This is a genomic window from Streptomyces griseus subsp. griseus, from assembly GCF_003610995.1.
Lineage (GTDB): Bacteria > Actinomycetota > Actinomycetes > Streptomycetales > Streptomycetaceae > Streptomyces.
Genome location: NZ_CP032543.1, coordinates 784,969 through 804,522, shown reverse-complemented (window position 1 = coordinate 804,522; position 19,554 = coordinate 784,969). Strand labels below are relative to the sequence as shown.

Annotated in this window: 17 protein-coding genes and 1 pseudogene; 14 read left to right on the top strand and 4 right to left on the bottom strand. The window is 67.4% G+C overall.

The features are described 5' to 3' along the window. The first annotated feature begins 121 nt into the window (after positions 1–121). Positions 122–679: an AAA family ATPase gene (locus tag D6270_RS03645; protein WP_109166750.1), complete on the top strand. Its 558-nt coding sequence runs from the start codon at positions 122–124 to the stop codon at positions 677–679. Positions 680–793: 114 nt separating this feature from the next. On the opposite strand, the gene D6270_RS03640 is transcribed toward D6270_RS03645, so the two are convergent. Both D6270_RS03640 and D6270_RS03635 read right to left on the bottom strand, forming a co-directional pair. Further along, positions 794–1,666 (bottom strand): undecaprenyl-diphosphate phosphatase, encoded by an 873-nt coding sequence (locus D6270_RS03640; protein WP_109166751.1) that lies wholly within the window; start codon positions 1,664–1,666, stop codon positions 794–796. A 185-nt stretch (positions 1,667–1,851) separates the two neighbouring features. Next, positions 1,852–2,574, bottom strand: a complete 723-nt coding sequence (locus tag D6270_RS03635; RefSeq protein ID WP_109166752.1) for a TVP38/TMEM64 family protein — start codon at positions 2,572–2,574, stop codon at positions 1,852–1,854. A 49-nt stretch (positions 2,575–2,623) separates the two neighbouring features. On the opposite strand from D6270_RS03635, the gene D6270_RS03630 reads away from it, so the two are divergent. The 13 genes and pseudogenes from D6270_RS03630 to D6270_RS03560 all read left to right on the top strand — a co-directional run bounded on the left by D6270_RS03630 (position 2,624) and on the right by D6270_RS03560 (position 17,545). Beyond that, positions 2,624–3,349 carry a DNA alkylation repair protein gene (locus tag D6270_RS03630; protein WP_109166753.1) on the top strand — a complete coding sequence of 242 codons (726 nt, stop codon included), beginning with the start codon at positions 2,624–2,626 and terminating at the stop codon, positions 3,347–3,349. Positions 3,350–3,714: 365 nt separating this feature from the next. Beyond that, positions 3,715–3,882 carry a hypothetical protein gene (locus D6270_RS32755; protein WP_204117160.1) on the top strand — a complete coding sequence of 56 codons (168 nt, stop codon included), beginning with the start codon at positions 3,715–3,717 and terminating at the stop codon, positions 3,880–3,882. Between the two features lie 96 nt (positions 3,883–3,978). After that, a pseudogene (locus D6270_RS03625) lies at positions 3,979–4,251 on the top strand (GTP-binding protein); the annotation flags it as partial. Between the two features lie 41 nt (positions 4,252–4,292). Then, a complete protein-coding gene (locus tag D6270_RS03620) occupies positions 4,293–5,783 on the top strand; it encodes a recombinase family protein (RefSeq protein ID WP_109166754.1) in 1,491 nt (496 codons plus the stop codon). A 447-nt stretch (positions 5,784–6,230) separates the two neighbouring features. Beyond that, positions 6,231–6,764, top strand: a complete 534-nt coding sequence (locus D6270_RS03610; RefSeq protein WP_109166756.1) for a hypothetical protein — start codon at positions 6,231–6,233, stop codon at positions 6,762–6,764. Positions 6,765–7,734: 970 nt separating this feature from the next. Next, positions 7,735–7,995, top strand: coding sequence for a hypothetical protein (locus D6270_RS03605; protein ID WP_109166757.1), 261 nt, complete (start codon positions 7,735–7,737; stop codon positions 7,993–7,995). A gap of 229 nt (positions 7,996–8,224) precedes the next feature. Then, positions 8,225–8,869, top strand: coding sequence for a hypothetical protein (locus D6270_RS03600; RefSeq protein WP_225976765.1), 645 nt, complete (start codon positions 8,225–8,227; stop codon positions 8,867–8,869). Positions 8,870–8,886: 17 nt separating this feature from the next. Then, positions 8,887–9,915: a major capsid protein gene (locus D6270_RS03595; RefSeq protein WP_109166758.1), complete on the top strand. Its 1,029-nt coding sequence runs from the start codon at positions 8,887–8,889 to the stop codon at positions 9,913–9,915. Between the two features lie 38 nt (positions 9,916–9,953). After that, positions 9,954–10,259 (top strand): hypothetical protein, encoded by a 306-nt coding sequence (locus D6270_RS03590; RefSeq protein WP_109166759.1) that lies wholly within the window; start codon positions 9,954–9,956, stop codon positions 10,257–10,259. Positions 10,260–11,774: 1,515 nt separating this feature from the next. Further along, positions 11,775–12,059, top strand: coding sequence for a hypothetical protein (locus D6270_RS03570; RefSeq protein ID WP_109166763.1), 285 nt, complete (start codon positions 11,775–11,777; stop codon positions 12,057–12,059). Next, positions 12,056–16,873 carry a peptidoglycan DD-metalloendopeptidase family protein gene (locus D6270_RS03565; RefSeq protein ID WP_109166764.1) on the top strand — a complete coding sequence of 1,606 codons (4,818 nt, stop codon included), beginning with the start codon at positions 12,056–12,058 and terminating at the stop codon, positions 16,871–16,873. Before D6270_RS03570 ends, D6270_RS03565 begins: the two co-directional genes overlap by 4 nt. A 120-nt stretch (positions 16,874–16,993) precedes the next feature. Next, positions 16,994–17,158 carry a hypothetical protein gene (locus D6270_RS32440; protein WP_158650478.1) on the top strand — a complete coding sequence of 55 codons (165 nt, stop codon included), beginning with the start codon at positions 16,994–16,996 and terminating at the stop codon, positions 17,156–17,158. 84 nt (positions 17,159–17,242) lie between these two features. Further along, a complete protein-coding gene (locus tag D6270_RS03560; protein ID WP_109166766.1) occupies positions 17,243–17,545 on the top strand; it encodes a hypothetical protein in 303 nt (100 codons plus the stop codon). A gap of 133 nt (positions 17,546–17,678) precedes the next feature. On the opposite strand, the gene D6270_RS03555 is transcribed toward D6270_RS03560, so the two are convergent. Together D6270_RS03555 and D6270_RS03550 are read right to left on the bottom strand one after the other, a co-directional pair. Continuing rightward, positions 17,679–18,496, bottom strand: a protein-coding gene (locus D6270_RS03555) for an IS5 family transposase (protein ID WP_397692470.1) whose coding sequence is annotated in 2 segments (ribosomal slippage) — positions 17,679–18,133 and positions 18,133–18,496 — 819 coding nt in all. Because the reading frame shifts where the segments join, the coding sequence is not laid out codon by codon here. 533 nt (positions 18,497–19,029) lie between these two features. Further along, positions 19,030–19,260, bottom strand: coding sequence for a GntR family transcriptional regulator (locus D6270_RS03550; protein ID WP_204117233.1), 231 nt, complete (start codon positions 19,258–19,260; stop codon positions 19,030–19,032). Positions 19,261–19,554: the final 294 nt, after the last annotated feature.

Genomic DNA, 19,554 nt, shown 5'->3' with positions numbered 1-19,554 from the left:
GGGCTCGTCCTCCAGTAGTCGGCGGTCCGGCCCGGGAAGTTCCCGCGGCCCGCCCGTGCGGGGTGCCCTACGATCACCGGCAGAGGCGGCCCGGACCGCCCGGGAGCGGAGCGGTGAGACGATGACCTGGAGCGAGGTGCCGGTGGACACCGGACCGGCGGCGGGAGCCGTCCTGCTGAGCGGCATCCCCGGCAGCGGAAAGTCCACGGTGGCCGCCGCGCTCGCCGACCGGTTCGCCGCCTCGGCCCATATCGAGGTGGACGCCCTCCAGGAGCTGATCGTCAAAGGCGGGCGGTGGCCTTCCCCGGAGCGGGACGAGGAGGCGGACCGGCAGATCTTCCTGCGGGCCCGCAACGCCTGCCTGCTGGCGGACAGTTTCGTCAGCGCCGGGTTCCTGCCGGTCATCGACGACGTGGTCGTCCGCCGGGCCCACCTCGGCTTCTACCGCCGCCAGGTCGCCGTCGGACCGCTGCACTTCGTGGCTCTCACCCCGGGCGCGGCGAAGGCGGCCGAGCGCAACCTCGCCCGGGACAAGACGCTCACCACGGACTGGTCGTTCCTGGACGAGGCGATGCGTGACGAGCTGGCCGATGAGGGAATCTGGATCGACAACGCGGAACTGACGGTCGAGGAGACCGTCGACGCGGTCCTCGCGGCGACGGGGCTCACGGAACGCTGAACCGGCGTTGTCAGACCCTCGCCCTACGGTGGTGACATCTATCCGCGCTGCTGGCTGCTGCGCTGCTGGATCGGCCCCGCCCGGCTGCTCCCGGGCGGGGCATCCGTCCGTGTGTCAGCCGGCCGACTCACCCGCGTGCGGGCTCAGCACACCCGCCGAGACGAGGATGAAGATCAGGATGCCGAGGGCCACCCGGTAGAAGACGAACGGCATGAAGCTCTTGGTCGTGATGAACTTCATGAACCATGCGATGACGGCGTACCCGACGAAGAACGCCACCAGGGTCGCGAAGATCGTCGGGCCCCAGGAGACATGTCCCTCGCCCACGTCCTTCAGCTCGTAGACGCCCGAGGCCAGCACAGCGGGGATCGCCAGCAGGAACGAGTAACGGGCGGCCGACTCACGGGTGTAGCCCATCAGCAGACCACCGCTGATGGTCGCGCCCGAGCGCGAGACACCGGGGACCAGCGCCATCGCCTGGCAGAAGCCGTAGATCAGACCGTCCCGGATGCCCAGGTCCTTGAGCGTCTTGCGCTCCTTCACCGCGCGGTGCTTGCCGCCCACCTCGTCACGCGCGGCCAGCCGGTCGGCGATGCCGAGGACGATGCCCATGACGATGAGCGTGGTCGCGATCAGCCGCAGGTCGCGGAACGGGCCCTCGATCTGGTCCTTGAGCGTGATGCCCAGCACCCCGATGGGGATCGACCCCACGATGACCAGCCACCCCATCTGGGCGTCGTGGTCGCTGCGCATCTCCTTGTCCGTCAGCGAGCGGAACCAGGCGGACACGATCCGTGCGATGTCCTTGCGGAAGTAGATCAGCACGGCGGCCTCCGTACCGATCTGGGTGATCGCGGTAAAGGCGGCCCCCGGGTCGTGCCAGCCGGCGAACGCGGCGGTCAGCCGCAGATGGGCGCTGGAGGAGATCGGCAGGAACTCGGTCAGTCCCTGAACGAGTCCCAGGACGAATGATTCGAACCAGCTCATGGGGCTTTGGCCATCCCGGAAATGATCGTGCATCGGCCAGGGACGACGGGGCCCATCGGCAGAGTGCGGCGTGCGGAGTACGGAGTGCGGTCGAGGACGTCAGGAAGATCGAGGTCGCGGGCAGCGTATCGCCTGAAGGTGAACGCCAGGATGATCACAGCGGTCATCCACGTGCCGACGCCCGCTCAGTCCACCGGCGGGTCCTGGCCGAGCCGATGACGTTTGCGCCAGGCCACCAGCGCCCCGCCGAGACCGGAGACCACGATGAACCCCATCGCAGCCAGGAAGAGGGGCGAGGTCGGCGAGGCGGCCTCGCTGCCCGCTATGACGTACGCCGCCGTGTTCGGGATGGAGCCCAGACCGGTGGCCAGGAGGAAGGGCGGACAGCCCATGCGGGAGGTGGCGGCGCAGTAGTTGGCGGCGGCGAACGGGATCCCGGGGAAGAGGCGGAGCGCCAGCACCGAGCGGAAGCCGTGCCGGCTCAGCACCCCGTCGGCGGTCGTGAGCAGCTTTCCGCGCAGCAGGGTGCGCAGCGCGTCCTGACCGAGGACCCGGCCCAGCATGAACGACACGCCCGCGCCGAGCACCGTGCCCGCCAGGGCCGCCGCCAGCCCCAGCTGCGTGCCGAAGAGCGCCCCCGCCGCGAGGTTGAGCAGCGGGCGCGGCACGAAGGCCACGGTCAGTGCCCCGTACGCGAGTCCGAACAGCATCGCCGCACCGCTGCCGGTCAGCTGCTCCGGCCAGCCCGAAGCCAGCAGCTGCTGTGGTTCGAACAGCAGCATCGTGGAGGCGGCGCCCAGCAGCACCGCGACGAGCAGCGAGAACCGGGACCAGGGCGAGAGCAGCGCCCTCGAACGACGAAGGGCCGTGGCGCCGGCGGGCCGGGTGGTGGGGACAGGGTCGAACATTCGGGGAGACTAACCGAAAACGGTGTGTGATCGCCGTAATGTGCGTCGCGTGGACCCCGCCGCAGCCCCCGCCCCCGCCGTACCGGACAGCCCGCTCGCCGACACCGTCCTCGCCCGGCTGACCGAGCTGTACGCCCCGGCCGCCGACCCCGTACGGGCCGAGGGCGCCGCCGCGTACATGAAGCACATCGCCCCGTTCCTCGGCATCCCCACCCCGCAGCGCCGGGCCCTGTCCAAGGCCGTACTGGCGGGCACCGGGCGGCCGGACGAGCGGGACTGCACGGCGATCGCGCTGCGCTGCTGGCGGCTGCCGGAGCGGGAGTACCACTACTTCGCCGTCGACCACCTCCGCCGCTACGTCTCCTGCTGTTCCTCCGGCTTCCTGCCCGTCCTGCACCACCTCGTCACCACCATCCCCTGGTGGGACACGGTCGACACCCTCGCCGCGCATGTCGCGGGGCCCCTGGTCGCCGCCGACCCGGCCCTCGGCCGTGCGATGGACCGGTGGATCGACGACGACGACCTGTGGGTCGCGCGGACCGCCCTGCTCCACCAGCTCCGCCACAAGGAAGCCACCGACGCCGACCGCCTCTTCCGCCACTGCCTGCGCCGCGCGGACCACCCGGACTTCTTCATCCGCAAGGCGATCGGCTGGGCGCTGCGGGAGTACGCCAAAACCGACCCCACCGCCGTACGCGACTTCGTCGAGGGCGCCCGGGACCGCCTGTCACCGCTGTCGGTGCGCGAGGCGCTCAAGAACCTGAGCCCCGCCTGAAGAGGCGGCCGTTCGCGGCACGGGCAACTCACCTCACCCCGTGTGGTCAGGCCGGCGACGGAACCCAGAGGGTGTCCGATCAAGATCCGGGTCTCCTGCGGCACCTCACGCTCGGCGGCGCGCCGAGCGCTCAGCCGGACGTCCGGATCATCGAAGGAGCGGCTGACCTGGCGCAGCACGAAGGGAAGCCGGGTGGAGGCCTGCGGCCCGAAGAACCGCGCGCCGCACCGGGCGAGCGGTGCCCTCTGCGCCGCTGGGGTCCGAGCGATCCCAGCGACCCACCGGGTCTCCCCGTCATCGGCCGGTGGACGTGCTCCCGCCGAAAACCACTCGACGCGACCGCCGCGCCGGGCCAAGATCAGGGCATGTTCCGGTACGCCTTCCTCGCAGCGCAGTCCGCAGTCGCGGACGCGCCGAAGGCTGCCGTGAACGCCGTGGCCGCCGAGGCACTCGCCCCGGCCGCAGCAGCGGTCATCGCAGAGGCAGCGGCGTTCACCGCTGCCGAGGCGCCCATCGGCGGCGCCCGAAGCTGACCCTCCCCCGACAGTCCGGCGGACCCCGCAAGGGGAGGGTCGGCGGGGCCCTGGGGTCTTCTCCTTCTCAGCTTCGAGTTCTCAAAGGAACGAGCCATGTCCAAGACGGCTTACGTGCGCACCAAGCCGCACCTCAACATCGGCACCATGGGCCACGTCGACCACGGCAAGACCACCCTGACCGCCGCCATCACCAAGGTCCTCAGTGAGCGGGGCTCCGGCTCCACCTCGTACGTGTCGTTCGACCGGATCGACCGGGCCCCCGAGGAGGCCCAGCGCGGGATCACCATCAACATCGCGCACGTCGAGTACGAGACCGACACCCGGCACTACGCGCACGTCGACATGCCCGGCCACGCCGACTACGTGGTTCGTCTACCCTGTCATGGCATCGACTCAGGGACGGACGCATGGAAGAGATCGATCTGTATCTCCGTAAGAGCATTATCGTGCGGGAGGGTACGAAGGCCCTTACCTTCCGCACGCAGGAGGAGCGGGGGCGTGGCTGGGCTGCACGTAACGGCTACACAGTGCGCAAGGTGTGGAAGGACAACCTGAGCGCCTGGACGGACACCAAGCGGCCGGACTTCGACAAGGCTCTTACCGCCCTCCGGCGTAAGGAGGTTCCGGCCCTCTGGTGCTACGCCGTAGATCGATTCGACCGCAAGGGCGCAGGGTCGGTCATCCGCATTCTCGACGCGGGCGCCCGGCTCATCTTCGACTACGAGCGGCTCGACAGTGCGGATCCTCGCGACCGTGAACGCATCATCAGCGACGCTGAACGGGCGAAGGCGGCGTCAGACCTCCTCTCGCACCGAGTACGCGACACGAAGCAGGGGCAGCGTCGACGTGGGGAGTGGGTCGGAGCTGCACCGTACGGCCTCCGGAAGGACAAGAGCGGCAAGCTCCACCACGGAGCGCACTGGGGCAAGATCATCCGGGTACTGACCGAGGTTGCGGAGGGGCGTGCTCCCCGATCCGTCGCCCGACGCATGACGACTGACAAGATCCCGTCACCGAAGGGTGGACAGTGGGGAGCATCGACGGTGCGTCGCATTGTCTACAACCCGGTATACGAGGGCTGGCAGGTAGTCGCTCTGTCGCGCGCCTACACGTGGCCGGTGGCTTACCGGAACGAGGATGGCGAGCGCGTACGAGTCTTCGCCGACGGCGTAGAACCTGTGCCCGCGGATCTGGTGGCGAAGGCGCGTCGCGTCCACGCCGGCCACCAACGTGGGGCCCTCGGCCCTCGTTCCGGTAAGGCCACACACCTGTTGACGGACCTTCTGCGCTGCGCCGGCTGCGGAGCGCGGATGCCCACGAGCGGTCGCTCCTACGTCTGCAACAGCCACGCTATGGGCAAGCTGTGCCCGGCCCCTGCGTCCGCCATGCGCCAGCTCATCGAGGAGTACGTCTACGGCGAGTGGCTGCACACCGTTAGCCGTGCCGACGTCGAAGCAGGCGACCCGTTGATGATCGCCGTAGCGGAGCGATGGGCAGCGCTGACCGCCCCGGAGGAAACCGAGGAGGCACACGAGGCGTTGGCGGCCGTCAAGGCTGCGGAGGCCGCGCTCGAACGACTGGCCAACGACCGGGCCAAGGGCCTCTACGACGGCGCGATGGGGAAGCACTTCCCACGCCTCGTCACGGAGGCTGAAGAGACACTGACCAACGCGCAGACTCGCTACGGTCAGTTCAGTGGTGGCGTTGTCGATCTGACGATGTTCGACGATACGGAGATGCTGGCGGAAGCATGGTCCGCCGCTGACCTCCCCATGCGGCGCGACTTGATCCGGGTAGCCGTCGACAGGATCACGGTCACACAAGCACCGCGACGAGGCGGCACCTTCAACGGTGACGCTCGCTGCGCCATCCGATGGGCCGCACCCGAGGAGACGTAGCCCCAGACACGACAATGCCCCCGTCGAAGGACTGACGGGGGCTCTCTGCTGCGCTACTTCGGAGGCGTGCTCCATGGGCCGGCAGGCGGTCGCTCAGGGAGTCGTGCACCGGGGCGCCGAAGGTACCAACGGATGAACTCCCGGATCACCTGAGTGCGGGGACTACGCCCGTCAGGGTTCATGGACTTGGCAGCGTCTAGGAAGGGGTCCCACTCATCAGCGGCGGGCACGCGAACGCTCTTGGGCGTCTCGTAGGTGCGTCGATCGGTCATAGGGTCACCTTACCCATCTTGTCACTACAACCGCAACCAAATCTGTAGGGACAAGACGCTTGCGTTTGTCCCTACAAGGGGTCTAGCTTTGTCCCTACAAGAACACGGCAAAGCGAAACCCCCGCCGGTCCTGGCAGACGATGACGGGGGCTCGCTCCTGAAAGCAGGAGTCATCATGGCACACACCTTCCTCGTCACCGGCAGCGCCGACCACGACGACCTCACTGCGGCGGCCTTCGACGTCTGCGACCAGTTCGGCGTCAGCGTGGCCGTCGCCGACGACTCCACCAACGTCAGCCGCTACGCCGCCCTCGTCGTCTACGGCCCGTCGCTGGCCGACCCCGCGTCGAAGGTGGGGACGTCGGTGATTATGGAGGCGCTGGCGGAGCTGCACGACGTGCCCGTGATCTTCCCCCAGGGTCTCCGCGAGTATGACTCGTGCGAGGGCTGCGACCAGACGCAGACGATCGCGACCGTGCGCAACGAGGACGGAGCCGTGATCTGCCGCGACTGCGCGGGAGAGACGTCGGGCTGCGCCCAGTGCTTCACGACGGACGAGGGCACTGAGCCCGTCTACGTCGCCGGTGTGTGGGTGCCGCTCTGCGCGGGCTGCGCCAAGATCACGAAGGCGCTCCACCCGTCGGAGTGGAACGGCGCGGAGAGCGTCGACGAGCCTGACGCGGTGATCCTCTTCGGCGTCGCAGCCTGACGCTAACCCTCCGTGACGATTGCCCCGCCTCCAAGAGGAGTCGCGGGGCTTCGTCGCGTTCGGGGGCGGCTCCTCGTCGACGTCCCGCGCTTCCTCCATGGCGCAACAAGTAAGGGGCAACGGTAGGCCAGCCCCTTACGTCATGTGCCGCCCTCCGGTGCCCCGGACAGACTGCGAACAAACTGCAAGCCTCTGACCTGCGACAGGTCCGTTTGAGGCCCCAGAAATTTTCTCTCTAACACGCGTTAAGGAGAAAGGAAAATAGCCTTCAGCCTGTCAAATTGGCCAGACTGACCCAGCGGGCGTCGGAAGCCCTTCTCGACGTCGGCCGACGAGAGTGGCGGAGGCGGAGCGACGAGGAGCCGCCCACGGAGGGCCCTGAGCGGCCCCGTGAGACCCTGCGGGTACCCCGAGGCTGCTTCGACCTCATTCGAGACGGAGATAGGCCAGCAGAGAGGCGCACAGGGCGTCGCACCCGATCGGCCCGCGTGCGACGCAAAGCGGGCCCCGCTGGTTACAGAGCGCCACCGTAGATGGTAAATCGTTGGCAAAGTGTTTGTAACGGGATCTTCGCCGACCTCACAAATCGCGATTCCCGCCCCATAACAAAGATGAGCCAGGAAATCTCGCGCGTGCGCGAGGTGGCCTTCACCCTGGCGAGATGTCCCGCCCCATAACTAAGGGGAGAGGGTACTCACCCCCATGAACAGCGGAGGCGGCTCCAGGCTGTAGGCCGGACCCCTCCGCACATGCCACGCTCCGTCGGGTTCGGCCTTTCCCCGACGTTGTAGCGTGCGGCCCCGGCGTCGACGCCGTTGGTACGAGCGGGAACTCTCTCCCTCGCTCTCCGACGTGATCCGCCGGGGCATAAACCTCATGAAGACCCTGCCTTCGGGCGGGGTCTTCTTTATTTGCCGTCATTGGCAGGACGCCAGCCCTTTAGACCGACAGGACACACCCAGGAGAACCCATGTACGGAACCAGCGACGTCCCGGGCCGCCCTATCCGGCAGTGCCCCGGCTGCGCACGGACGCTCGTCGTCGACGAACGCAACTTTCACAAGGACAGCCTGTGTGCCGACGGCTTCACCCGGAAGTGCGCCGCCTGCCGAAACGAGGCGGAGCGGATCCGCTACAGCCTGGAGGCGTCCCAGCGCGCCAAGGCGAAGCGTGAGCGACGCGCGGAGCGGCGCGCGTACTTCGAGAGCATCGGCCGCTACGACGCCGCCTGAGCGGCCACACAGGCACCCCTGAGCCCCTACCGGACACGACCGGTGGGGGCTTCTTCGTATCCGAACACCGAGAGAGGTCCCCATGCCCCCACGAAGGAGGGCGACGCCCGCCAGCCCGTGGCACGTTGTCCCAGAGATCAAGCGCACGGAAGATGCGCTGGAGCACACGGAGAAGCGCCTCGCTGCTCTGCCTGCCGCCCCGTCACCCGAGCACGCCCGTAAGGCGGTCGTGGACGCCGCTGTGGCGGCCCTGCGCGGCAACGGGACGCCGATCCCCGACAACATCGGCCAGAGGGCCGCAGACGCCTACACAGCAGCGCTCGTACCCGCGTTGGAGCGAGAGGCCCTGACGTCGGCCGTCGCCTCGCTCAAGCGCCATGTTGTCTACCTCCGCACCGTGCACGCAGGGCCGGTACTCGCCAGCCTGGCGGAGCGCCTGGACGCCATCACCGCGGAAGTCCGCGACATCATCGCCGCCCACGGTCGCTTGGTCGACGGTGAGGCAGCGATCGACGCCGGGCCGGAGGCGGTGGAGGCATTCACCCGGCTGCGTCAGCTCGTCAAGGACGTCGACGCCCTCCGGGCCACGCAGCGCGACGTACTGCGCGACGTGGTGGACCCGGGCGTCTTGAACTCCATCTACGCCGCCGGCGACGAGCAGTTCACCGACGTGGCCCGCTCCCCGCTCCCTGCGGACGTACAGCGCGTCATCAGCGGCGCGCGACGGCGCAACGTCGCCTTCCTGATCTGGGCCACGGAATCCGGGCGCCACCACCTGCCCGCATCCGTCGACGAGCTGACCGCAGAGGCCGGCGAAGCCGTCGACATCGGGAGCGCCGATGACGGCACGTCCCGCAGCAGCTTCAACCACTGACCACCGAGAGGTATCCCATGCAGTTGATCACCGAGTACGCCAATCCCCGGGATCTTTCCGGCTACGCCCGCGAGGCGCTCCGGGACCGGGAGGAGAACACGTTCACCCTGTCGCGCTGGCTTCCGAGCGACACCATCGAGGATCTGGAGTACCGCTTCGAGACCGGCGGGGGCGGCCTCACGGAGGCGGCGAACTACCGGGCGTACGACGCGAGTTCGGACATCGGTACGCGGGAAGGCGCCGCGCGAGTGTCCGGGCAGCTCCCGCCCATCAGCCGGAAGATGCCGGTATCCGAGTACGAGCGGATCCGCAGGCGAGCGGCTGCGACGATGCACGCGGACATCCAGGACAAGATCTTCGGCGACACCGAGACCCTCGTAAACGCCATCGCCGCACGCGTCGAGCTGGCCCGTGGTGAAGCGATCTTCAACAGCACCGTCACCCTGAACGAGAACAACGTTCAGGCCGGCGTCGAATTCGGCCGCCTGGCGGAGCACACGACTGCCACCGGGGTCAACTGGACCGACACAGAGACCTCCACCATCTTCGACGACCTGGAGGCGTGGCGGGATCTGATGCTGGACAACACCGGCAAGGTTCCGCGGTGGGCGCTGATGCCCTCGCGCATCGCGCGCGTCATGCGGTCGAACGCTCAGTTGTGCCGCATGAGCACGACCGACTACACCGCCCCGTCGGTGCTGTCCCTGGACGAGCTGAACGCTCTCCTCTTCAAACACGAGCTTCCGCAGGTGACCACCTACGACGCCCGTGTGGTGTTCCAGGGCACCGCTCAGCGCATCACGCCGGCCGACAAGATCGCCCTTCTCCCGGAGACCGGCGACGAGCTGGGCAAGACCCTGTGGGGTGTCCCGGTGGAGGCGAACGACCCGCGCTACGGCCTGGCCGGAGGGGAGCAGGGCGGCATCTACGCCGGTGGCTACATGAACGAGGACCCGCAGACCGTATGGACCCGGGCTACCGCCATCGTGCTTCCCGTGGTGGGCGCTCCCAACCTGTCGCTGACGGCGAAGGTCATCGGGGTCTGACGTTCGTCAGCACCCCCAACTACTCAGAGAGGCTAGACATGTCGGAACAGAACGAGCAGAACGAGCAGGGCCCCGCACCGCTGGAAGGTGACGCCCTGGCGCTGGCCAAGCTCAGGATCGGCGTAGCTGCCGGTCTCACCATCGCGCAGGCTGAGCGACTCCTCGGAACGGACGAGGAGGCGCTCACCGCTGATGCCGCAGGGCTCGCCGCTGAGCTGAACCCCACGACCCCGGCTCCGTCGGTGCCCCTAGTGGGTGGGCCCCGGGGCGCTGACGTCGGGCACAGGAGCGGCACTCTCGACCACGGGGCCCACGTGTACCGGGTACGCCATGGGCTGAGCTGACGACGAGCGACTGACCGAAGACTGTTGGGCCCACGTGAGTCGACTTGCGTGGGCCCCTTCCGTGAAAGGAGTTCACCCGTGCCCATCGGAGGAGCGCGCGGCCCCAAGCCGCAGCCGCACAAGCCCCGCAGCCGGCACCGCACGGACGAGGCGGCAGAGTGGACCTACCTGCCTCCCGAGGGCTGCCAGGACGAGCCCCCGAGCCTGCCCAAGGGGCGAGCGTGGGCCGACCACGAGATAGACCATTGGAACGAGCTGTGGTCCTCTCCCGTCGCGGAAGCGTGGGATGAGCAGATGTCGGGCCTCGTCGCTGCGTACGTGATCGCCGTGTCAGCCACACTGACAGGCCGAGTGTCGGCCCAACTCGTCGGTGAGACAAGGCAGTTGGCCAACGACCTGTTGCTGACGCCTGGCGCTATGGCACGCGCCCACTACCGCATCGGTGAGCCACCCACGAGCGCTCATGGTGCGTCGCTCCATAGCCTGCCTGTTGGCGCATGAGCAGCCGACGAGCAGCACGCGCGCAGCGTGCGGCCGACGAGGCGCGAGGCGTGGACACGCGCACGGGTGAGGTGGCGTCGCCCTACGCGTGCCCGTCTCGCCTCCTGGCTCCCGCCATCGTGGAGGAGTGGTTGACCGCCGACGAGATCGGCAGGCTGACCGAGACCGACGCTCTCATAAGGACACGTCGACGATGGGCCGACGCTCGCGACGAGTACACACGCAGCGTCGACGCAGACGCTCGACACCTGCGGGCCAGGGCGGCGCAGCTCTGCGGCCCAGTGAGCCGCCCCGTGTGGGCGAAGGATGCTGGGCAGCCCTGGCACATGCGCTGACCTGCGGCGATTCCATGATCACCCCAGGGGGGTGATCCCCTGATCTTGACCATGAAGACCGACAGAGTGCTGGTTCTCGCTCCGAATCTGGGACGCAGTTTGGTCTACGGCGCCCCGCTGAGCGGCCCATTGACGGCCCGTGAGCGCCCATCTGGCGCTCTTCCGGGTCTCCCGGGCGATCCATCGTGCGCGGTCGACGATCAAGCGACCTGCGGGATTCGTTCGCAGAAAGTGTGACGCAAACCGAGAACGTGCAGGTAGACGCGCTATAGCCGTTACACGGTTTGCGCTATAGAACATCGGAGACCCCATGAGACAGCCCGCATACACCATCTGCCGTCGTCCCGGATGCACCCTGCCGCGCGGGTACCGACGCGTTGCCGGCGACAGGATCCGACGCAACTCGCACTGCACGCAGGCGTGTGTGGCGTGGGAGCGTCGCGCCCGGCGTGCTCTGGAAACCGGAGACGGCGACGAAGCGGTTGAGCTTCTGCGCCTGGCTGCCCTCCTTGACGCCCGCACCCATCCCGGTGAGGCCGTTCCGGACGTGTTCCTGAACGGCGGCCGTACGGCCGCCTGACGGCCTAGAACGGCCCCGCAGCAGCACAACCGCATAGACCCCATTCGCAGGCCCCGGAGGACGCTCCGAGGGCCTTTTTTCATGCCCTCCGGAGGGCCAATGAGCAACACCCGAGACCACATCTGCGAGCGCGATGGGTGCCGCTTCCATGTGGAGCTAGTCCTCGTCGCCGATATGCCCTTGCCGGCCACGCATTGCGGTGACGCCTGCCGAGACTTCGAGTGGCTCCGCCGGGGCCTGGAGGCGATGGAGCAGACCCCCCGAACCCTGGCCATGGTCGCCAACCTCCGGGAAGTCGGGCGGATGCTCGACTCCCGCAGCGACCCGACCGACGTTGACGCCCTCTTCGACTTCCGGGTGACGAGCGGCGGTGATCTGCTGTGAGTGATCTCGACATCGTCGGCGGGGCAGCCGTCGACGTCGTCCCCGTCATCCCCCAGTTCCACACCAAGCTGAAGGCGCTCGTCCTCCCGGTCGCCGACCGGGTGGGCGAGGACGCCGGCCGGAGGCTCGGTGAGGCTATGAGCCGCTCCCTGTCTCAGAACCTCACGATCAACATCCCGTCGGCCATCAACCACGCCGGCCAGGCAGCTCAGGCAGCTTCACGACGTCAGGGCGAATCCAACGCGGGGGCCTTCGCCGGTTCCATGCGTCGCCACCTCCAGGTGGCGTTCCGCAGCATGCCCCACCTGGACGTCCGAATCACCGCCACGGGCGCAGACGCCGAACTAGCCCGTCTCCGGTCCAAGCTGGAGCAGCTCAGCAACAAGCGGGTCGGCATCGACGTGTCCGCCACGGCTGCCCGTGCGGAGATTGAGCGCATTGAACGGGAGCTGGAGCGGCTCGGAGCGTCCCACCCGAACGTCCGCGTGAGGGCCGACACCGCAGCAGCCCGAGCCGCCCTCGTCGCCCTTCGCGAGGAGATTGATTCGGTTGACCGTCGCCGAATCGACGTCCCTGCGAAGGTCGACACATCGCAGGCCACGGCTGCGCTGCTCAACCTCGGCATTCAGATAGCCGCACTCACCGCGATACCCCTCGGTCCGACTCTCGCGGCGGGGCTAGGGGCCGTCGTAGCGATGTCTGCGGCTGCGGGGGCGGGTGTCGGAGCTGTCGCCCTGGCGGCTGTCCCTGCCGTCAAGGGCGTGATGGAGGCTATCCAGGCCAAGACGGCTGCGGAGGACGAGGCGTCCAACGCGACCGACAGAAGCGCCCAGGTGACCACCCGGGCCGCACAGCGGGCTCTTCAACTCGCAGGCGCGCAAGCATCCCTTGCCTCCGCGCACCGCAGTGCATCGCGCTCCATCGCATCAGCAGCTCGCGGGGTGGAGAACGCAGAAGCGGCCGTCGCCGACGCAGTGCAGCGAGCCGCGGATCAGCGCAAGACATCAGCGGATGCCATCAAGCGGGCGCAAGAGGGCCTGGCCGACTCCCACCGGCGGCTTCGCGATGCTCAGCAATCACTCACGGACGCCAACCGCTCCGCGGAGGACGCGCAGAAGTCCCTCACCCAAGCTCGTGCCGACGCTGCTCAGAAGCTCCGGGATCTCAACGACGAGCTGACGAACGGCGCACTGGACCAGCGGGAGGCGACCCTCCGCGTTCAGCAGGCACAGGAGGATCTCAACCGCACCAAGGCTGACGCCGCAGTCGGTAAGGCGACCCAACTCGACCTGGAACAGGCGCAGTTGGCCTACGACTGGGCCACCGAGCGCGCCAAGCAGCAGAAGAAGGACTACAAGGCCCTTCAGAAGTCCGCCGAAGAGCAGCGGAAGGCCGGCGTCGAAGGCAGTAAGGCCGTCCAGGATGCAGCCGACCGGCTAGCACTTGCCCAGCGCAACGTGGCCGACCGCACAGAGGCCATTGCCGACGCTCAGAAGGGCGTCCGTGCGGCTGCCGTGGCCGTTGCCGACGCCCAGTCGAAGGCGGCTCGCGATCAGACCGACGCCGCGAAGGCGGTAGCCAAGGCTCAGCGTGGCGTCGCCGACGCAGTGCAGTCCGCCGCTGACGCTCAAGTGTCGGCCGCCGAGTCGATCGCCAACGCGGAGCGCGGTCTAGCCTCCGCCCGACTCTCCTCGTCGACGAGCACGGCCACGGCGAAGACCAAGGCGGACGAGTACCGCGAGGCGCTGGCGAGGCTGACCGGCCCGCAACGGGACCTGTTCACCAGCATCGCCGGACCTTCCGGCCTGGTGGAGGCATTCAAGGCTTGGTCCCGGGCGCTCCAGCCCGAGGTTCTGCCGCTGTTCACTCGCTCCGTCGACAGTGCGAAAGCATCCCTGCCCGGCCTTACGCCGCTGGCGTTGGGTGCGGCTGACGGTATCGAGACGCTCCAGAACAAGGCGTCAGCCGAACTCAAGACGCCTTTCTGGAAGTCCTTCAAGGATGACCTGGCCGATAACGTTGAGCCTGCCGTTGTCGGGTTCGGGGTTGCGTTCGGAAACGTGATCGCCGGTATTACCGGCATCATCGACGCGTTCTTGCCTCACATGGACGGCATCGCCTCCAACTCGGATCGCATCACCGAGCGGTTCGCGAAGTGGGGAACGAACCTAAAGGGATCGCCCGACTTTGATAACTTCCTCAAGTACGTAAAGGACACAGCACCGGGCGTTGCGGAATTCCTCGGTGACGTTCTCAAGGCGGCGCTTGACGTTTCCAAGGCCGTTGCCCCGTTGTCGACGACCGCCATAGCGGCGATCGGCCCGGTATTCGTGGCGGTCTCGTGGCTGGCACAGAACAGCCCGGAACTGATCGTCGGATTGTGGGGAATCTACGCCGCACAAAAGGCAATCGCCATCGGCATGACGGCATTCGCAGCAGCGATGGCGGCGTATAACAGCGTTATCCTGCTGTCGACGATCGCAACAGCCGGCTTCGGCAGCGTACTCGCCGTCACCGGAATTGGCCCGATCATCAAGGCAATTCTGATCGTCGTAGGGTTGCTCGTCGCTGGATTCACGCTCGCCTACAAGAACAGCGAGACCTTCCGCAACATCGTCGACGGGGCGTGGGCCGGAATCAAGGCCGCCGTCGACGTCGCTTGGAACCAGGGACTCAAGCCCGCGTTCAACGGGATCTGGATCGGCCTCAAGGCGATCGGAACCGCAGCCATGTGGCTGTGGGAGAACGCCCTTTCGCCGTTCTTCGCCTTCATCTTCAAATGGGGGAAGATCCTGTTCACGGCGCTAGTCGTCGTGTTCCTGGCTCCCGCCCTGATCGCTGCGAAGGCTCTCGGAGCCATCGGGATCTGGCTGTGGGAGAAGGCACTCGGTCCGTCCTTCAAGCAGATCGGTTCGGATGCGACGTGGCTGTGGCAGAAAGTCCTACGCCCCGTCTTCGGATGGATAGGCGACAAGGCTGTCTGGCTATATGAGAAGGCGATCAAGCCCGCGTTCAAGTGGATCTGGGACCGGTTCAAGCTCGCCGGCGACGGTGCACAGTGGCTGTGGGAAAAGGCCATCCGGCCTATCTTCGGCTGGATTGGTGACCGGGCTGAGTGGCTGTACGGCAAGGGCATCAAGCCACACTTCGACAATATCAAGTCAGCCATGCGTCTCGTCGCAGACTCCTTCGGGAAGGCGCGCGACGACATCAGGACGGCGTGGAACGCAATCTCGGGCATCGCGAAGAAGCCCGTGAAGTTCATCATCGACAAGGTCTACAACGAAGGGATTGTGCCGCTCTGGGAGCGTGTAGCCAGCATTACCGGAGCCGACCCGCTGAAGCCCTTCAAGGGATTCCACACCGGCGGCATCATGGACGGCTACTCGCCGGGACGTGATGACCGTGTCATCGCCGTTGGCGGTGGTAAGGCGATCATGCGCCCGGAGTGGACGCGAGCAGTAGGCGCAGACACCATCAACTCGTGGAATGCGGCAGCCCGTTCCGGCGGCGTTGGCGGCGTTCAGCGAGCGATCTCCAACGGAATGCCAGCGTTCAAGGACGGTGGCATCGTCGGGTGGTTCAAGGACAAGGCCGGCGACGTCGGTGACTTCCTCTCGGGAGCCGCTGACTTCGTGAACCCGTCGAAGCTCTTCGAGAAGGCTAAGGGCTACCTGTCCAGCAAGATGGAGCCCATCCTCGAAAATCCTTGGTCCCGCCAGGTCGCAAAGCTCCCTCTCAAGATGCTCTCTGGCCTCAAGGACACCGCTCTTGGCGTCTTCGGCTTCGGGGGCGGGGGTAGCGGCCCGTGGGCCAAGCCGGTCAACGCTGGCTACGGCACGCCGTTCGGTAAGAAGGGCTCGATGTGGTCCTCCGGGGCTCACACCGGTCTCGACTTCCCGGCAGCCGTCGGCACGGCCGTCAAGGCGGTTGCTGACGGCAAGGTCGCCATGGCCAAGTCGGGCGGCCCGTACGGCAACCACATCATGCTCAATCACGGTGGTGGCCTGACGTCGCTGTACGCGCACCTGAACAGCATCCTGACGACCGTCGGCGACTCGGTGAAGCGGGGCCAGAAGATCGGCACCGTCGGCGCCACCGGCAACGTCACCGGCCCCCATCTCCACCTGGAGGCGCGGGTCAACGGCAAGGCTGTTGACCCAATGACCTACCTCTCCGGGGGCGGGGGTGCAGGCGGCAAGGGCGTCGAACGCTGGAGGCCCGTCGTCAAGGCGGCCCTGGCAGCGACCGGCAACCCCGCGTCGTACGCGGACCTGACGCTGCGCCGGCTCCGGCAGGAGTCAGGCGGCGACCCCAACGCCGTCAATAACTGGGACATCAACGCCAAGAACGGCACCCCGTCGGTAGGCCTGATGCAGGTCATCAAGCCGACCTTCGAGGCGTTCGCTGGCATGTTCCGCAAGCAGGGCCCGTTCAAGTACGGCGTCTCTGTGGACCCCATGGCGAACATCTTCTCGTCCATGCGCTACGCCAAGTCGACGTACGGGTCACTCCCGTCGGCCTACGGAAGGCCGGGCGGCTACCCACGCCTCGGCGAAATGGCGTGGGTCGGCGAGCAGGGTCCGGAGCTGCTGGAGTTCCTCACCCCGACGCGAGTGCACAGCAACGCCGACTCCGTGGCGCTCGCCCGTGCAACGCAGAGCATCCCGGGGCAGGGCGCAGCAGCGCCGGTCATCAACGCCGACGTCCACGTCTACGTGGGCGATCGGGAGATCACGGACATCGTGCGGGTGGAGGTCGACGCCCGACAGGACGCGGTATCCACCGCCTTGGGTACCGGTCGCTACCTCTGACCACGAAGCACACACGGGCCGCTCTGCCGACATGGCGGGGCGGCCGACGCGTTACCCCTATCGCCGTCCAGGAGAGCCGACATGGCGCCCTGGGCGGCCTCCTACTTGAGAGGCCGAACCATGGACTACACCAAGAACGTCAAGCCGCAGATGTCCGTCACCTGCGGGCACTGCAACGCCCCCGTGGATCAGACGGAGGGCCGGGGACGGGTCAAGCGCTATTGCTCGCCCGAACACGGCAAGTCGTACCGACGGCGGATGCGGTCGTTGGGCTTCGACGTCTAAAGATCATGAGATCCCCGTCTGACATCTGTGCTCCTCCGCCCCATTACGTAGGTGACAGCACACCGAGGCGGAGGAGAGCACACCATGATCACACCTGAGAGCCTGGAGTTCGTCGGCCTGCTCGGCACGGACACGGGTCGGGTCGCCATCGTCGACCCCTGCTACGCCTCACGGGTCGCTGACGCAGAAGAACGTGAGCCGGGCAGCGCGGAGTACATCGACTTCGAGTGGGCCACCGTGACGCCGACGCCGCCGGGGGACGGCATTTACGAGGTGTTCAACGTGCGTGACGAAGAGGGCCGGGTCGTCGGGATCTACGTTGACCTGGCCGGCGAGTACGCCGACGCCGACACGGAGGCCCCGGAGCCGCTGGAGGTGGGGGCGTGAGGGAGCAGAAGACCTGCACGGCCTGTTGGGAGCTGAAGCCTGTTGAAGACTTCAGGCCGGGCAGCGGAATGAAAGGGCGGGCTACCAAGTGCCGCCAGTGCGACCCGAGAGACGAGCCGACGCCTAAGAGGTCCTAACAAAGGCGTTGGACGTGTCGGTGAGTGATGAGGCAGGTGGCGAGGCCGAGGAAGGCTTCGTGGATGTCGTCGCGTCGTTCCCATCGGACACGGAGACGCCGGAATCCGTGCAGCCAGGCGATGGTCCGCTCGACGACCCATCGGTGGACGCCGAGGCCGGAGCCGTGCGGGACACCGCGTCGGGCGATGACCGGTCTGATGCCCTGAGCCCAGACGAGGCGGCGGTATTTGTCGTGGTCGTAGCCCCGGTCGGCCAGCAGCATGTCCGGTCGCCGCCGTGGCCGGCCGACCAGGCCGGCCACGGACGGGACCTTGGCGAGCAGGGGCATCAGCTGAGTGACGTCGTTGCGGTTTCCGCCGGTCAAAGACACCGCGAGCGGGATGCCCTGTCCATCGACGAGAACGTGGTGCTTGCTGCCCGGCCGTGCGCGGTCGACCGGGCTCGGTCCGCTTTTGGGCCGCGTCGGGCGGCCCGGACATGGCTGGAGTCGATCACCGCCCGCGACCAGTCCAACTGCTTCGCCGAGCGCAGCTTCTTGAGCAGGACCACGTGCAGCCGGTCCCACACGCCGGCATCGTTCCAGGCGGCGAGCCGTCGCCAGCACGTCATGCCCGAGCCGAAGCCGAGCTCCTGGGGCAGGTACTCCCACTGGATCCCGGTGTGGAGCACGAACAGGATCCCGCACAGAGCCTGCCGGTCGGGTACCCGCGGCCGCCCCGCCACCAGCTTCGGCGCCGGGACCGGCAGCAACGGCTCGACCAGCGACCACAGTTCGTCCGACACGATCCACGGCCGGGAGTTCCTCTTCGCCACGAACGGACCAACGAGCAGCCAGGCCGACAGTCACATGATCAACAACTTCTGTTAGGACCTCTAAGCGTGGTACCGCGCGGATCTCCTCGAACCCACTTGCCACGCGTGCCGTCAGATGCCGGTACAACGAGACGCTTCGGGCCAGGGGAGTTCCGGCGAAGGCATGCTCCAGGTGCTTTCGAGTGCAGGCGGTGACGCAGTACAACGCCGACCGGGCCACGAGGGATGGGCTCAGCGGGACGTGTAAGGACTGCCGCGCGAAGCTCTACGCAGCCCGACGACCGTCGAACGTCACTCCGCGCCCCAAGCTGCCTGAGCCCTCGAAATCCGCCACGACGTACAGCCGCATGCTGTTCAACGCACAGATGATTAAGGCAGGAACACCCGAAAGGGTCTGCACTCGCTGCCACGAAGTCCGCGACGCTGCACAGTTCCCGGACCCAACGGGAACGCCGAAGGACTATCATCCGCGCTGCCTGATCTGCTGACCGCGAAAGCCCCTGTCTCCTCACCGGAGGCGGGGGCTTTCTGCGTTAGGGGCGCTTCTTCGAGACAAACGAGCCGAGACCTGGCGTCGTCACGAGGAGTCCCTCCTCGCGCAGGGCAGCGACGGCCTTGCGCACGGTACCGCGAGCTACGCCGAACTCGGCTTCGAGCTTGACCTCCGAGACGAGCGCATGCGGGGCGTACTCGCCGGCGTCGATCCGTCGACGGACCTCGTCAGCTATCTGCTCCCACTTCGGACGGGTCGGATCCCACTCCATGTCGCTCATCTGCCGGACGGTACGTATCCCACCCTACTAGGGCATAGAGATGCATAGGCATACCTATGCATGGACAGGTGTGTACAGGTCGGCGTAGCGTGGGTCACACAAAGCACCCCGGCGACCGCGCGAACGGCCCCGGGGCTTGGCCGACCTGACAAAGGCAGGACGACATGCCAGACCTTACCCAAGCGGTTCAACTGTCCGACCCCCTGCGGACCCTGGAGCCGGTCCCGTTCTTCGCCTGCGACGTCTGTGCGTCGCTGGGGCGTCAGCGGGAGGCAGCCCGGAAGC

Coding starts and splice junctions, on each gene's coding strand:
- D6270_RS03605 (WP_109166757.1), top strand. CDS start 7,735: ATGTACGGAACCAGCGACGTCCCGGGCCGCCCTATCCGGCAGTGCCCC.
- D6270_RS03620 (WP_109166754.1), top strand. CDS start 4,293: ATGGAAGAGATCGATCTGTATCTCCGTAAGAGCATTATCGTGCGGGAG.
- D6270_RS32755 (WP_204117160.1), top strand. CDS start 3,715: ATGTTCCGGTACGCCTTCCTCGCAGCGCAGTCCGCAGTCGCGGACGCG.
- D6270_RS03595 (WP_109166758.1), top strand. CDS start 8,887: ATGCAGTTGATCACCGAGTACGCCAATCCCCGGGATCTTTCCGGCTAC.
- D6270_RS03550 (WP_204117233.1), bottom strand. CDS start 19,260: ATGGAGTGGGATCCGACCCGTCCGAAGTGGGAGCAGATAGCTGACGAG.
- D6270_RS32440 (WP_158650478.1), top strand. CDS start 16,994: ATGGACTACACCAAGAACGTCAAGCCGCAGATGTCCGTCACCTGCGGG.
- D6270_RS03590 (WP_109166759.1), top strand. CDS start 9,954: ATGTCGGAACAGAACGAGCAGAACGAGCAGGGCCCCGCACCGCTGGAA.
- D6270_RS03570 (WP_109166763.1), top strand. CDS start 11,775: ATGAGCAACACCCGAGACCACATCTGCGAGCGCGATGGGTGCCGCTTC.
- D6270_RS03610 (WP_109166756.1), top strand. CDS start 6,231: ATGGCACACACCTTCCTCGTCACCGGCAGCGCCGACCACGACGACCTC.
- D6270_RS03635 (WP_109166752.1), bottom strand. CDS start 2,574: ATGTTCGACCCTGTCCCCACCACCCGGCCCGCCGGCGCCACGGCCCTT.
- D6270_RS03645 (WP_109166750.1), top strand. CDS start 122: ATGACCTGGAGCGAGGTGCCGGTGGACACCGGACCGGCGGCGGGAGCC.
- D6270_RS03640 (WP_109166751.1), bottom strand. CDS start 1,666: ATGAGCTGGTTCGAATCATTCGTCCTGGGACTCGTTCAGGGACTGACC.
- D6270_RS03560 (WP_109166766.1), top strand. CDS start 17,243: ATGATCACACCTGAGAGCCTGGAGTTCGTCGGCCTGCTCGGCACGGAC.